The sequence below is a fragment of the Pseudomonas sp. FJ2-5-13 genome (assembly GCF_029201605.1).
In the GTDB taxonomy this organism is placed as follows: Bacteria; Pseudomonadota; Gammaproteobacteria; order Pseudomonadales; family Pseudomonadaceae; genus Aquipseudomonas; species Aquipseudomonas lactis.
Genome location: NZ_CP104045.1, coordinates 3,830,630 through 3,845,914 on the forward strand (window position 1 = coordinate 3,830,630; position 15,285 = coordinate 3,845,914).

A 15,285-nucleotide genomic window follows, 5' to 3' on the forward strand; every position below is an offset into this window, starting at 1 on the left:
TTGTGTAGATACCTATGGCCATAGCAGGCACGCCAACGCCCACATTGGATCGCAGTGCCTAAGCTAAATCCTTCGGCGGCGGTTGAGCTGGGGGATGGCGGTTTGGGGTGCTTCTACACGCGGGGCCTGCGCCGCTGTTTTTGCGGCCAGTTGCGCCAGCGTGGGCTGGCTGAACAGGGTGCGCGCGTCCACGTCCAGGCCGGCTTTGCGCAGGCGGGCGACGAGGTTCACTGCCAGTAGGGAGTGCCCGCCCAGTTCAAAGAAGTGGTCATGGCGCCCTACCCGTTCGAGCTTCAACACCTCGGCCCAGATCCCGGCCATCAGGGTTTCCACCTCGCCCACTGGCGCTTCGTAGGCTCGGCTAAGGACGTCTTCCAGCCCCGGTGCCGGCAGGGCCTTGCGGTCGAGTTTGCCGGCGGGATTGAGGGGCAGTGCGTCGAGTTGCACGAAGGCGGCCGGCACCATGTATTCCGGCAGGTGCTCCAGCACATGGTCACGCAAGGCTTGCAGGCTCGGCGCCTGGCCGCGCAGGGTGAAGTAGGCCACCAGGCGCTCATCGCGAACCAGCACCGCCACCTCATGCAACGCCGGGTGGGTCGCCAGGCGTGCTTCGATCTCGCCCAGCTCCAGGCGCACGCCGCGCAGTTTGACTTGGAAGTCGTTACGCCCAAGGAACTCAAGATTGCCGTCGGGCAGGTAGCGCACTAGGTCGCCGGTGCGATACAGGCGGTCGCCGGGCACGAAAGGGCTGTCGATAAAGCGTTCGGCGGTCAGCTGTTCCAAGCCCAGGTAACCACGGGCAACGCCGAGGCCGCCGATGTGCAGTTGGCCGCTGATACCCATGGGCACCGGCGCATCATGGGCGTCCAGCACATACAGGCGGGTGTTGTGGATGGGTCGGCCAATCGGCAGTTGCAAGGCGGGCACCGGCGCGCCGGGTTCGAGGGTCCAGGCGCAGCTGTCCACCGTGGCTTCGGTGGGGCCGTACACGTTATGCAAGCGCACCGTGGGCAAGCGCGCCTGCACGCCACGGGCCAGGGCGGCGGTGAGTTCACCGCCGCCGCACACTATATCAGTGAGGCTGGTGCACAGGGCCGATTCGTCCAGGTCCAGAAACTGCTGCAACATGGCGGGCACGAACTGGATCACCCTGATCTGCTGCTCACGAATCACCTGGGCCAGGTACGCCGGTTCACGGTGCCCATCGGGCCGCGCCAACACCAGACGCATGCCGTTGCTCAACGGCCAGAACAGCTCCCACACAGATCCATCGAAGCTGAACGGCGCACGCTGCAACAAGGCGCCGCCTCCGGCGTTCGGGCACAGTTGCGAGCCCCAATGCAACAGGTTGCCCAGGCCACGGTGCTCGATCATCACGCCCTTGGGCGTGCCGGTGGAGCCCGAGGTGTACATCACATAGGCGAGGTTGGCGACGCTCAAGCCTGGCACGCTTGGATTGTCGATCGGTGCCTGATTCCAGGTGCAGTGGTCGAAGTCGATCAGCGGGATCGAGACATCGCCCATCCCTTCGCGAGTGGCAGCTTGTACCAACAGTGCCACTGGCTGGCTGTCTGTGAGCATGTAGGCCAGGCGCTCGCGTGGGTAACCTGGGTCGAGCGGCACATAGGCGCCGCCCGCCTTGAGAATTCCCAATAAGCCCACCACCAAGTCCAACCCGCGCTCCACGCACAACGCCACTCGCGAGTCAGGCTGTACGCCGTGCTCACGCAAGTGAAACGCCAGTTGGTTGGCACGTTCGTTGAGTTGGCGGTAGGTCAATGCGTGCTGACCCGCCTGCACGGCGATGGCATCGGGGATTCGCCGCGCATGGGCTTCAAACAGCGCTTGCACGGTCAGCGTGTGTGGGTAGTCGGTGGAGGTTGCGTTGAGGTCCACCAATAGAGTACGCAATTGGCTCGCGGGCAGCACCTGCACACCGCGCAGCGGCATATCCGGCGTGCTTTCCAATACGTCCAGCAGGCCGTTCAGCGCGGTGTCGAAGTAGCTCAAGACAGGTTCAGCGCCCACTGTGTCCGGGGCCATGACCTTGAGCCGGAAGCCGCTGGCCATGTCGTCCACCGTGAGCATCAATGGGTAACTGAGGATGTCTTCACTGCTAAGCAAGGCAATGCCCGGCACAAGGTTCAGCCCAGGGTCCGCTGAGGTGTGACGATAGTTGAGCAAACTGTTGAACAGTTCCGGCACGCCGCTGCGACGCTGGGCCAACGCCAGGGACGCTTGTTCGTGGGCGAGCAAAGCGCTCAGTTGCGCGTGAGTGTCGTGCAGCGCATCCGCCACGCTTTGCCCGGCCAGGCGCAGGCGCAGCGGCAAGGTGTTGATAAACATGCCCAAGGCCCGCTCGGCCCCCTCACCGGCTTGCAAGCGGCCGAGCAGCACGGTACCGAACACCACATCTTCGCGGCCCGCGACACGGCTGAGCACCTGAGCCCAGGCCAGGTGGAAAAGGCTCGCGGCACTGACCCCCAGGGCTCGGGCCTGGCTGCGCAGGCGCAGATTGAGCGCGTCGCTGAGCGAGCGCTGCGCCTCTTCGGTCTCGGCACGCAGGGCCTGACGTTTCTGTAGGCCGAACGCCAACGTCGGCTCATCGACATCCGCCAGACGCTCCCGAAAGAACGCCTCGTGCGCCGCCTGGCGAGCCGTTGAGCGGGCTTGCGCGACCATGTTGCGATAAGGCACAGGCACCGGCAGTTGTGCCTGTTGGCCCAACAGATGGGCACGAATCTCGTCCATCAGCAGCGTGGTCGACGTGGCATCGTTGACCAGATGATGAAAGCGCAACCTGGCGACCCAGCGCTGGTGCTGGGGCTCCTCGGCGTAATCCAGGGCCATCAGCGGCGCCTGGCGCAAGTCCAGGGGTTGCGCCGGTTCGCGCAGCGGTTCAACCGGCAGCTGCGCCTGGCGCCACACCACCTGCATCGGTTGTTCAAGGGCATCCCACGTCAGGCTGGTGCGCAAAATATCGTGGCGATTGATCACCTGTTGCAGGGCACAGGCAAAGGCCTCCAGTTGCTCGCGGTGCGCAAAACTGAACAGCGCCTGTTGCTGGTACGGGTCGTGCGCGTCGGTGAGGTGGTGGTAGAGCAACCCTTCCTGCAACGGCGCCAGCGGGTAGATGTCCTGCACATTGGCGGCGCCACCGGGGATGCCGGCGACGATGCGGTCGAGGCTGGGTTGATCGAGTTCGGCCAGGGCGAGCAAGTCCTGGGTGATATGGGTGCAACCGGCCGGGATTCGATTGGCCGGCACCGCCTGTTCGTGACCAACACACGCCGCCGCCAGCGCCGCCACGGTGGGCTGGCCGAACAGCACCTGCACGTCGGCGCGCAGGCCGGCCTCGCGCATGCGCTGCACCAGCTGCACCGCTAACAGCGAATGCCCGCCAAGCTCGAAGAAATGATCGTGGCGACCCACTGGTTGCACGTTCAGCAACTCGGACCAGATCTGCGCCAGTGTGGTTTCCACGCCCTCCTGTGGCGCTTCGAAGCGACGGGTAATAAAGGCGTCCTGGGTCGGCGCCGGCAAGGCTCGGCGGTCGAGCTTGCCGTTGGCGGTGAGGGGCAACGCGTCGAGGCGCACGTAAGCCGCGGGCAGCATGTAGACCGGCAGCGAAGCTTGCAGGTGGGTGCGCAGTGCTTCGATTTCCACAGGCTGACGTGGCACAAACCACGCCCACAATTGCCCGTCGCGAAACTGCACCACTGCATCCTGAAGCGCCGGATGGCGGGCCAGGGCCGACTCGATTTCTCCCAGTTCGATGCGCATGCCACGGATTTTCACCTGGTCGTCATTGCGCCCCAGGTAGTCGAGATTGCCGTCTGGCAGCCAGCGCGCCAGGTCGCCGGTGCGGTACAGGCGAGCGCCGCTGAAAGGGTCGTCGAGAAAACGTTCGGCACTGAGTTGCGGACGGTTCAGGTACCCCCGCGCCACGCCCTTGCCGCCAACGTACAACTCCCCCGCCACGCCAATCGGCACCGGGCGTTGTTGCGCGTCCAGCAGGTAGACCTGGGTATTGGCGACCGGCGCGCCGATATGCAACGGCTGGCCCACCTCGACACGCCCCGAGGTCGCCACTACGGTGGCTTCGGTGGGGCCATAGTTGTTCACCACCGCGAACGTCTGTGCCTGGGTGAAGGTGCGCAGGCGGTCGCCGCCGATCAGCAAGGTGCGCAAGGTGGGATGCCCCTGCCCCTGGCTGAACGCATATTCGGCCACAGGCGTGGGCAGGAAACACACCTGCAACGGTTGCGAGCGCCACCAGTGAAGCAACGCGTCGATATCTTCCGCGCCCTCCTGGGCCGGTGGCAGGTGCAAGGTCGCGCCCACGCACAACGCCGGCCAGACCTCCCAGGCCATGGCGTCAAAACCGAAGCCGGCGACGCTGGCGGTGTGGCTGCCCGCGCGCAGGTCGAACGCCTGGCAATGCCAGTCCACCAGGTTCGACACGCTGTGATGTTCAACCATCACACCCTTGGGCAAGCCGGTGGAACCCGAGGTATAAATCACATAGGCCAGGTTCGACGGCGTGACTGCGACTTGAGGGTTGCTATCGATGGACGCATTGCCAGGCTCCAGGGCGATAACCGGTACCGTCGAGACGGGCAGGCGCTGGCGTAAATCGTGCTGGGTCAGGATGGCCACGGGCGCGCTGTCGTGCAGCAGGTACTCCAGGCGTTCGGCGGGATGGGCCGGGTCGAGCGGTACGTAGCAGGCGCCGGATTTGAGGATCGCCAACAGCCCCGCCAGGGTGTCGAGGCCACGCCGAGCCAGGATCGCAACACGGTCATCGGGCTGTACACCGAGCGCCACCAGTTGATGGGCCAGTGCATTGGCCTGGCGGTTGAGTTGGGTGTAGCTCAGTGCGCAGTCCTGATACATCGCCGCAATAGCGTGGGGCGTGCGTGCGGCCTGGGCTTCAATGCGCTGGTGCAGGGTTTGCGGCGTGGCGTTGGGCTGCGCAGTGGCGTTCCAGTGCTGCAATCGGGCCTGCTCCTGGGGCAACAGCATGGAAAACTCACCGATGGGCAGCGCAGTATCTTCCAGCCCCTGTTCCAGCAGCCCGATGAAGCGCTGGGCCAATGCCTGCACGTCGCCCGCCTGGAAATACGCCTCGTTGTAGACGCAATGCAGCCAGGCATTGTCCTGGTAACGATGGCTGCGCAGGTGAATGGCGAGCGGTAGCGCTTCATGCTGATTGGAAACCTTGATCGCGCGGGCCTGGACCTGACCGAAGCGCAGATCGTGGTCGTCCTGCTCGAACGATACCGACACGTCAAAGAGTTGCCCGCGATCCGTTCGGCGCAAGCCCAACTCGCGGTTCATCTCACTCAACGGGAAGCGCTGATGACGAAAGTCCTGCTTGAGCTGATCACGAATGCCACGCACCAGGGCACCGAAAGACACGCCCTCGCTGAACGCAAAACGTACCGCGCTGACCTGGGTGAACAGTCCCACAGTGGCGCGAAAACGCGCGTTGGAGCGGTTGAGTATCGGCAGCCCCACCGCCCATTCCTGCCGTTGGCTGGTGCGGGTGAAATACACATACATCGCCGCCAGCAACACATGAAAGGCCGACGCCTGGTAGTGGTTGGCAACCTGCTCCATGCGGCTCTGCAACTGCACCGGGAAGCCTTGCACCCAAGTGTTGCTCGACGTCTTGGCGTTGTGCCTGGGGGTGAGCAGTGGTTCGGGCAGCACCTGGTATTTACCCAGCCAATAGTCGCGGTCGCGGGCGTAGCGGGCCGATTGCAGGTAGCGCTGGTCGGTGTCGATAAAGTCGATGTAGGACGGCGCCAGCGGCTCAGTGTCGCGCCCATGCTCCAGGGCGCTGTAGAGCTGCGCGAGGGATTGCAGCATCTGGCCGAAGCCCCAGCCGTCGAGGATCAGGTGATGAGCCTGGGTGCCGAGGCGGTAGTGATCATCGTCAAGTTTGACCAGGAAAAACCGGCACAGTGGTTCGCCGCTCAGGGCGTAGGGCCGGCCCATTTGCGCCTGCATCAAGGCTTGGGTTGCCGCCGATGGGTCAGGCAGCGCGGAGAAATCATGCAGCGCCATTTCCACCCTCAGCTCAGGGGCGAATGTTTGCCCAGGCAGGCCATTGGCGTCGGTGTGCAGTTGAGTGCGTAGTGCATCGTGACGTGCCACCAACAGTGCGACGGCACGCTGCATGCGTTCGGGCTCGACGGTGCCGGCAAAATCCAGGTAGCCGCCAATGTTGTACAGCGGCGAGTCGCCCACGCGCAGTTGGTCGAGCCAAATGTCTTGTTGGGGGCCAGTGAGGGGGAAGCGGGCCGGCAGGCTGGAGGAATGCTGCATAAGATCCTTCTCATGGAGGTCAGGCACTGGCCGCGCAGAGGTGGCCCATTACACCGAAGTGGCCGGATTTGAGCATGGGCGCCCAGGGGTGTCTGACACCCGAAACCCGGACATTCAAATGGATGGATAGGCCTTGGTGGAAGGTTCATGACTGAAACGATTAAAGCGTTGTAGGAGATTGGCTACATCGAATCCATCTCGAGCCTCTTGGCAACCTCTTTATTTTATAAATTCATCATTTACATCAATAAGTTAACCAAGCCTAAAAATAACTTACGCCTGTACGTAGCCGGCTTAATTCACGAGAAACGTCGGTTTAATGGCGCAGTTTTTATGGCAGCTTGTGTCCCTCGTTTCCGCTACATACGTAGGACAAATCCCTATGGCTAAATAACATCTCGAACGCCGAGTTACGTTCAAGCAATACGGAGCGCCCTGCGCAGGCCCTGGGCAACCGTTGACGGTTTTCGACATCAAGGATGAGATGGCTATGAGTCTGACCTCAAGTATTGGCGACACAGGCGGCCCGCTTTTTTATGCCGAAATGGGCGAGTTGATTTCAAACAGCGGCGACGAACATTTCGCCGCCACCATGTTGCAGCTGGTGGGCAAGTGGGTACCGATTCACCTGGTGGACCTCAGCGAGTGGACCCTGGATGAACTGCGCGACCGCGTGCTGGACATCAAGCTACTGGGCAGCGCCGGGGTGAAGAAGGATTTGTCTGTGCCCCAGACCTTGCATGCGCTGAACGACCACCCGTTGTTGCGGCAGATGCTGCACATGCAAGATCCGCTGCTGATCCAGATGAACGCCAAGGCCAACAGCGCGCACCCGCGCGGCACCTCGCACCAGTGCAACCTGGTATCACGCCAAGGCAATCGACGCTGTGTGATTTCGTTCTACCGCCCACCGACCCAGCAGGGGTTTTCCCTGGCTGAGCTGTCGTTTCTCAAGTGCCTGTCGGACACGCTGTTGCCGTTGATGGAGCGGCACGCCCAGTGCCTGCGCCAGGCGCCGCATGCCGAGACAGAGCCCGCCCATACTCTGCTGGAACAATCGCAGTTGCAACGTGAGTTCTACAAGCGCTTGTCTTTGAGCGACATCACCCTTTCGGCGCGGGAACAGGAAGTGTGCCTGGGCCTGCTGACCGGCGGCACCGTGCCGCAAATTGCACAGAAACTCAGCGTCAAAAACAGCTCGATCGAGACCTACCTCAAGCGCGCCGCCGCCAAGCTGGGCGTGAGCGGCCGACATGGCCTGGCCAAATGGATGGTGGGCGCCTGATGAATAAACAGACGCTGTGCACCCTCGGCATGGCCTGGATGCTCGGCGGTTGCTCGCTGATCCCCGAGTACCAGCAGCCAGCGGCGCCGACGCCTGCGCAGTACCCCCAAGGCGGTGTCTACCGCCTGGCGCAGGCTGGCAACTTGGCACAGAACCCGGACTGGCAGCAGCTGTTCCACGACCCAGCGCTGCAACAGCTGATTGATGATGCACTGGTCAACAACCGTGACCTGCGGGTGGCAGCCCTGAATGTGCAGGCGTTCCAGGCGCAGTACCGTATCCAGCGCGCGGATTTGTTCCCAGCGATCTCCGCCACCGGCACCGGCAAGCGTCAGAAGTTGCCAGGAAGCGTGACCGGCACCGGCAAGTCAGCGATCACCTCCAGCTATTCCGCCACCTTGGGGCTGAGCGCCTATGAACTGGATTTGTTCGGCCGCGTGCGCAGCCTCAGCGAACAGGCGCTGCTCACTTACCTGGGCAGCGAACAAGCGCGGCGCAGCGCGCAATTGAGCCTGGTGGCCAACGTCGCCAATGCCTACCTCACCTGGCGGGCCGATCAGGAACTGCTGGCCCTGGCCGAGCAAACGCTGGTGGCCAACGACCACAGCTGGCAATTGACCCGCCGCAGTAAAAGCGCAGGCAAAGCCTCGGCGCTGGACGTGGTGCAAGCGCGCACAGCGGTGGAAAGCACTCGCGCCAGCGTGGCCCGCTATGAGCGCCAGGTGGCCCAGGACCTCAACAACCTAACCCTGCTGGTGGGTGGCCCGGTGGATGAACACTTGCCTGCGCGCCCGCTGGCCGACGACCTGGTCGCCCGCGTGCCCGCCGGCTTACCCTCCGACCTGCTGCAACGCCGCCCGGATATCCTCCAGGCCGAATACCAACTGCAGGCGGCCAACGCCAATATCGGTGCGGCCCGTGCTGCGTTCTTTCCTTCCGTGACCCTCACGGCAAACGCCGGCAGCACCAGCAAGGAGCTGTCGGGGCTGTTCAAGGGCGGCTCAGGCAGTTGGACCTTCCAGCCGCAGATCAACCTGCCGATCTTCAACGCCGGCAGCCTGCGCGCCAGCCTCGATTACGCCGAGCTGCAAAAAGACATCACCGTGGCCCAGTACGAAAAATCCATCCAGGCTGCCTTCCAGGAAGTGGCCGACGGCCTCGCCGCACGCCAGACCTTCAACGACCAACTGGCGGCGCAACGGGATTTCGTCGAGGCCAACCAGACCTATTACAACCTGGCCCAGCACCGCTACCGCAGCGGCGTGGACAGCAACCTGACGTTCCTCGATGCGCAGCGTTCGCTGTTCAGCGCGCAACAGGCGCTGATTGTGGACCGACTGGCGCAGTTGGTCGCCGAGGTGAATCTGTATACGGCGCTGGGTGGTGCGTGGAGTGAGTGGCCAAACCTGGCGGCTGCGCGTTAGAGCAACTTGAGCCCAGCCGCGGCGTAACGGTTCGCGTCGCGGTTATCCAGTGGCTGTTTGTGCCCATACCTGTCCACGAAGCCGCCCACAGCGGCCATCGAATGAAACCCGCTGTTGACCGTGCCGATGGCGCCGTTGAGGAAGTCCTGAAGGGTTGCGGGCGCAACGAAGTCTTTCAAGCCCAGGCGACGCAACGCCTGCCCCGGATACTCACCATCATTGAGGCTGCGCATGGCGGCGGCAAAGCTCTTGTTGGCCTCCCCGTCATTATTTTCAAGATAGGCGCGTTTGGCACTGACAGCGTATAAAAACTGCGCATTGACCAGAACATCGTTGGGCCGGTCGGTGCCGAAGTTGGCGCCGGCCTTGGCCTGCTTCAGTTCGTCATGGGTGATGTGCAGCTTGAACCCATCGCGCATGACAATTCGATAGCCGCTATCGGTAGCCTCAATGGTTTTGTAAATACCGTGAGGGTTATGGCCGAACCTCATCATCGCGGCTTTAATCGCAGATATCGTCACGCAATTACCTTCGGCCAATTGGTAAAAGTCTTTGAAAATATCACCAGGCTTGATACCCGTATTTGCAGGCGTACCTTTCAAGAACTCGTCACGTCTGATGGTGCGGTTATCGGAAACCTGCGCAGGCAAAGGTGTTGAATTGACTTCAGGTTTTAACCGCGCAGATAACAGCGCCAACAAACGCTCCAATTCGCCTACCAGGCGACTGAGTTGTTCAGAAGTTCCAGTCGGGGCAGAGGCGTTGGCGAAGGGCAAAACACGTGAAGAAGTGACGGCGTCGCTTGCCCTGGCATAACCAAAAGCAGCAGTGTTAACAGAAGACACTAACATGTTGAATAACCCCTATTATTCACTAAATACTGTAAATCACCCGCGAAGCGTGACCACCTTCAATAACGGTGAAACTGGCGTGTTATATAACTGCCCCTCCATCACGCCCTCAATAATCACGCCGTTCTTGTTTCGTGCGCCCTTGTCCAATGGCACGCCGACCTGCGTGCCCAATGCACGGGCATCGATGACCTGCAGATGTTCTTTAAGCCCCAGATAGGACAGCGCCGTATCACCGTCGATGCCGCCTCCGGCCCCCGACAGCACACCGGGATAAGTGCGATGGGCGTGGTACGCACTGTCTTTGCCGTACAGGCTCATGAAGGGGTCCGTTGCGCTGTCGCGCTCAAGCTCCCGGTATTGACGCTTGCTCATCACAGCAAACAGAAATTGCGCATCCTTGACCATGCCTTCATCGCCGCCACTGAACTTTGCCGCCTTGGCCGCCAGTTCAAGTTCTTCAACGGTGATTGTCAGCTTGAAGCCGTCTCGCATCGTCACGTCATAGTGGTCACCATGTTTGGCGACGTGCTTGAAAATCCCGGCTGGGCTTTGCCCGAACGTGGCCATCGCTACCTTGATCGCGGCCACGTGCTCCTCTCGGCCCAGAGCACCCAGATAAGGAAAGTTCTCATACGTGGCACGCAACCCATTGCGCAGATCGTCAGGCTTTTGACCTTTGGGTTTTTCAGACATAAACGCAGTGATTGGCTCATAGTTTTTATCTGAGAACATCTCAAGAAGTTCGGTATCCAACGCGTTACGGGTACTGGCCAGGTTCGACCGGTTCATGAACGGTGCCAATTGTTCTTTCCACTCACGCCTGATGGTTGGAACGGTGTCCGGTGCAGGCACGGTATTAACCAGCGGCCTGTGCGGTGAGCTCACAAGTGGAATTGGGTAAGCCGTAACGGGTGGCTGTGGTTTCGACGCCTCATTCTCCCTGCTCATCCAGGTTTTAAGTGACACCACTAATGTACCCAACAACTTCAACAGCTCCCCCAGCTCTGCGTCCCGGTTTGAGTTAACACGTGGGCCAATCGGAGAATGTGCCGGTAATTTACCAAAGTGATTGGGTCGATCTGTCACTGCCTGATCACGGGTTTTACCAAGCGATGTAAACGTTGAGTGCGCAGGAGAATAAGCAGGCTGAGTGTGCGTGAGCATGGTAGGGCGTCTCATTTGATCGAAAGAGGATAATCGCAAACTGTCTAGCACTACTTGCCCACTGCCACTGCCGAACCCGGCACTGAACAAGTCCTCTTGCGTGGCCAGGCGGGGGGAAAGGTTCCGGCTCGACAGGTAACACCATCCTTCTCGCTTAACGGACCACTATCAGCCAATTCCTCAACGTTGCGTTTTTTGTCCGACCCCTTATCAGCGCATCCCCGCCTGCCGTACCCGATACTCCCCCGGCGTCATCTGCGCATACCGCAAGAAAAACCGGCTGAAATACGCCGGGTCCTTGAACCCCAGTTGGTAGCAGATTTCATTTGCCGAACTGCCGGTAAACAACAGCAGGCGCTTGGCCTCCTGCATCAGCCGCTCCAGGATCAGGCGCTTGGAGGGCAGGTCGGCAATGCGCCGGCACACTTCATTGAGCCGCGCCTGGGTCACGCCAATACTTTCGGCATAACGCGCCAACGGCCAATGTTCCAGGTAGTGGGCTTCGATCAGCTCGTTGAAACGATGGAAGATGCGCAGGTCTTCATGGGCTGTCGGGCGTGCCGGCTGGGCGTGGGCGCACAGTCGCAGCAGGCGGATCATGATCAGCCTTGTGAGGCTGTCGAGGGCGGCGGCGCGCCCTGCCCGTTCAGCGTTGATCTCACTGCACAGTGCCTCGAAGAGTTGCTCCAGCCCCTCGGCATCCCCGGTCAAGGCCACGCAGGCCGCACCGGAGGCAAGGCTGGGATCGGCGTCGATCAAACTCCATACCAGCTGCTGGCGCACCGTCAACACATGCCCATCGGCATCCGCTTCGGTGACAAAAGCGTGAGCCACCGTAGGCGGCGTGAGAAAAAACATCGGCCCCGATTCAACGTACTGGCGGTCATCCAGATACACACGCACCGCGCCACTCTTGACGTAATGCACCTGGAAAAACCGGTCATGGCGATGCACCGCCATGTTGCGCCCGAAAAAACCCGCCAGGTTGCCGAGCTTGTCGTAATGCACCTCGGCATCGCTGTAGCGCTGGTCGTAGACCTGCCCGATGTTGATGTTGGGGATCGGCTTCACGGGGCTCTCTTCTTGTTGTTGTGAGGCCAGCGCAGTGTGCCACGCTTGACGGTAGTTAACATATTAATTATAACGTTAACAACTTAACGAACGGCCTGTGCAGCCGTCGTCACCGCCAGGAGAAACGCATGAGCCGTACCCTGCATGATGTTGCCAGCGGCACCCTGTTCGGCGTTGCGCTGAACTTCCAGGGCCTGCTGGACCAGCATCTCGCCGCCTTCCAACAGGCGCCCTACCAGAAGCCGCCGACCAAGCCGGTGCTATTTATCAAGACGCCCAACACCCGCAATGGCCATGGCGGCGTCGTGCTGCAGCCTGCGGGCGAGCGCCTGCAACCGGGCCCGGCGTTGGGCGTGGTGATCGGCCAGCGCGCCAGCCGTGTCAGCCTGGAGAACGCCATGGCCCATGTGGCCGGGTATGTGGTGGTGAATGAATTCAGCCTGCCGGAAGACAGCTACTACCGCCCCGCCGTCAAAGCCAAATGCCGCGATGGTTTTTGCGCCCTGGGCCCGCAGGTGATTGCGCGGGATCAAGTCGCCAACCCCAACCAACTGAGCCTCAAGCTGTTCGTCAATGGCGAGCTGCGCCAAGAAAGCTCCACCGCGGACTGGGTACGGGACATTCCGCAATTGATCGCCGAGATCAGCGAGTTCATGACCCTGTACCCCGGCGACGTGCTGATCACCGGCACCCCGGACGGCCGCGTGGATGTACAGCCAGGCGATCAGGTCGAGGTCGACATCACCGGCATTGGCCGCCTGAGCAACACCATTGCAGCAGAGGCATCAGCATGAAACGCGCACGTATCCGTTTTGAAGGTGCAACCCACAACGTGCTGGTGCAAGCCGACTGCAGCGTACGCCTGGAGGATGGGCGGTTGCTGGCCGAAGACCAGGTGCAATGGCTGCCACCCGCCACCGGCAACATGTTCGCCCTGGGTTTGAACTACGCCGACCACGCCGCCGAACTGGCCTTTACACCGCCGACCGAACCGCTGGCCTTTATCAAATCGGTGGGCACCTACACCGGCCACCGCCAGGTCACCTGGCGCCCGGACAACGTCGCCTACATGCACTACGAGTGCGAGCTGGTGGCGGTCATCGGCAAGACCGCGCGCAACGTCAAGCGCGCCGACGCCCTGGACTACCTGGCCGGTTACACGGTGTGCAACGACTATGCGATCCGCGACTACCTCGAGAATTACTACCGCCCCAACCTTCGCGTGAAAAACCGCGACGCCACCACCCCGGTCGGCCCATGGATCGTCGACGTGGCCGATGTGCCGAACCCAGGCAACCTGAAGCTGCGCACCTGGATCAACGGCGAACTGCGCCAGGAAGGCAGCACGAAAGACATGATTTTCGATATCCCATACCTCATCGAATACCTGTCCAGCTTCATGACCCTGCAACCGGGCGACATGATCGCCACCGGCACGCCCGAGGGCCTGGCCGATGTGGTGCCGGGGGATGAAGTGGTGGTGGAAGTCGAAGGTGTGGGCCGCCTGGTCAACCGTATTGTCAGTGAAACGGAGTTTTTCTCCGCGCGCAAAGAGGCTTGAGCACCATGATCAAACACTGGATCAACGGCCGTGAGGTCGAAAGCAAAGACACCTTTATCAACTACAACCCGGCCACCGGCGAGGCCATCGGCGAAGTGGCCAGCGGCGGTGCCGAAGAAGTCGCGCAGGCCGTGGCGGCGGCCAAGGCGGCGTTTCCCAAGTGGGCCAATACGCCAGCCAAGGAGCGCGCACGCTTGATGCGCAAACTGGGCGAGTTGATCGAACAGAACGTGCCCCACCTGGCCGAGCTGGAAACCCTGGACACCGGCCTGCCGATCCACCAGACCAAAAACGTGTTGATCCCGCGTGCCTCGCACAACTTCGATTTCTTCGCCGAAGTCTGCACCCGCATGGACGGCCACACCTACCCGGTGGACGACCAGATGCTCAACTACACCCTGTACCAGCCGGTAGGCGTGTGCGCGCTGGTGTCGCCGTGGAACGTGCCGTTCATGACCGCCACCTGGAAGACCGCGCCGTGCCTGGCGCTGGGCAATACGGCGGTGTTGAAGATGTCGGAGCTGTCGCCGCTGACCGCCAATGAACTGGGGCGCCTGGCGGTGGAAGCCGGAATCCCCAACGGCGTGCTCAATGTGATCCAGGGCTACGGCGCCACCGCTGGCGATGCCTTGGTACGCCACCCGGACGTGCGGGCAATTTCCTTTACCGGGGGCACCGCCACCGGCAAGAAAATCATGCAGACCGCCGGCCTGAAAAAGTACTCCATGGAACTGGGCGGCAAGTCGCCGGTGCTGATTTTTGAAGACGCCGACCTGGAACGCGCCCTCGACGCCGCACTGTTCACGATCTTCTCCCTCAACGGCGAGCGCTGCACCGCTGGCAGCCGCATCTTTATTCAGGAAAGCGTCTACCCACAATTTGTCGCCGAGTTCGCGGCGCGGGCCAAGCGCCTGATCGTCGGCGACCCTCAGGACCCGAACACCCAGGTCGGCTCGATGATCACCCAGGCTCATTACGACAAGGTCACCGGCTACATCAAGATCGGCCTGGAGGAAGGCGCCACGCTGCTGGCCGGCGGCCTGGAGCGCCCGGCCAACTTGCCGGCGCACCTCCGCCGCGGCCAGTTTATCCAGCCGACCGTGTTTGCCGACGTGAACAACCAGATGCGCATCGCCCAGGAAGAAATCTTCGGCCCGGTGGTGTGCCTGATTCCGTTCAAGGATGAAGCCGAGGCGCTGCAACTGGCCAACGACACCGAGTACGGGCTGGCCTCCTACATCTGGACCCAGGACATCGGCAAGGCCCACCGCCTGGCGCGCGGTATCGAAGCGGGCATGGTATTTATCAACAGCCAGAACGTGCGGGATTTGCGCCAGCCGTTCGGCGGGGTCAAAGGCTCGGGCACCGGGCGTGAAGGTGGCCAGTACAGCTTCGAAGTGTTTGCCGAGATCAAGAACGTGTGTATTTCCATGGGCAGTCATCACATTCCGCGCTGGGGCGTGTAGCCCAGGATCAAACAAGCCTCCTGTGGGAGCCGGGCTTGCCCGCGATGCAGACACCGCGGTCGTTCAGCCGTACCGAGTCGATGCCATCGCAGGCAAGCCAGCTCCCACAGGGACCTCACAGGCCATA

The 15,285-nt window shown here is 61.8% G+C and carries 9 protein-coding genes; 5 read left to right on the forward strand and 4 right to left on the reverse strand.

What is annotated here, in order from left to right; genetic code table 11:
- Window positions 1–63 precede the first annotated feature (63 nt).
- Window positions 64–6,333 (reverse strand): non-ribosomal peptide synthetase, encoded by a 6,270-nt coding sequence (locus N2A98_RS16760; protein WP_275622358.1) that lies wholly within the window; start codon window positions 6,331–6,333, stop codon window positions 64–66.
- Window positions 6,334–6,823: 490 nt separating this feature from the next.
- On the opposite strand from N2A98_RS16760, the gene N2A98_RS16765 reads away from it, so the two are divergent.
- A complete protein-coding gene (locus N2A98_RS16765; protein WP_044269215.1) occupies window positions 6,824–7,618 on the forward strand; it encodes a helix-turn-helix transcriptional regulator in 795 nt (264 codons plus the stop codon).
- Window positions 7,618–9,042 (forward strand): efflux transporter outer membrane subunit, encoded by a 1,425-nt coding sequence (locus N2A98_RS16770; RefSeq protein WP_275622359.1) that lies wholly within the window; start codon window positions 7,618–7,620, stop codon window positions 9,040–9,042. The genes N2A98_RS16765 and N2A98_RS16770 overlap by 1 nt, the downstream gene beginning before the upstream one ends.
- On the opposite strand, the gene N2A98_RS16775 is transcribed toward N2A98_RS16770, so the two are convergent.
- The 3 genes from N2A98_RS16775 to hpaA all read right to left on the reverse strand — a co-directional run bounded on the left by N2A98_RS16775 (window position 9,039) and on the right by hpaA (window position 12,131).
- The gene (locus tag N2A98_RS16775; protein ID WP_275622360.1) at window positions 9,039–9,893 is read right to left on the reverse strand and encodes a hypothetical protein; all 855 of its coding nucleotides are present in this window, start codon (window positions 9,891–9,893) and stop codon (window positions 9,039–9,041) included. The genes N2A98_RS16770 and N2A98_RS16775 overlap by 4 nt on opposite strands.
- Window positions 9,894–9,929: 36 nt before the next feature.
- On the reverse strand, window positions 9,930–10,748 hold the full coding sequence (locus N2A98_RS16780; protein ID WP_275622361.1) for a type III secretion protein: 819 nt from the start codon (window positions 10,746–10,748) through the stop codon (window positions 9,930–9,932).
- A gap of 522 nt (window positions 10,749–11,270) precedes the next feature.
- A complete protein-coding gene (gene hpaA / locus N2A98_RS16785; protein ID WP_098950896.1) occupies window positions 11,271–12,131 on the reverse strand; it encodes a 4-hydroxyphenylacetate catabolism regulatory protein HpaA in 861 nt (286 codons plus the stop codon).
- A gap of 128 nt (window positions 12,132–12,259) precedes the next feature.
- Here hpaA and N2A98_RS16790 point away from each other — a divergent pair, with 128 nt between their 5' ends.
- Genes N2A98_RS16790 through hpaE form a run of 3 tightly spaced genes read left to right on the forward strand, consistent with a single transcriptional unit; the run spans window position 12,260 to window position 15,158 of the window.
- Window positions 12,260–12,925, forward strand: a complete 666-nt coding sequence (locus tag N2A98_RS16790) for a fumarylacetoacetate hydrolase family protein (RefSeq protein WP_125970371.1) — start codon at window positions 12,260–12,262, stop codon at window positions 12,923–12,925.
- On the forward strand, window positions 12,922–13,692 hold the full coding sequence (locus N2A98_RS16795) for a fumarylacetoacetate hydrolase family protein (protein WP_044269219.1): 771 nt from the start codon (window positions 12,922–12,924) through the stop codon (window positions 13,690–13,692). The genes N2A98_RS16790 and N2A98_RS16795 overlap by 4 nt, the downstream gene beginning before the upstream one ends.
- Window positions 13,693–13,697: 5 nt before the next feature.
- Window positions 13,698–15,158 (forward strand): 5-carboxymethyl-2-hydroxymuconate semialdehyde dehydrogenase, encoded by a 1,461-nt coding sequence (gene hpaE / locus N2A98_RS16800; protein WP_044269220.1) that lies wholly within the window; start codon window positions 13,698–13,700, stop codon window positions 15,156–15,158.
- The last annotated feature ends 127 nt before the right edge of the window (window positions 15,159–15,285 follow it).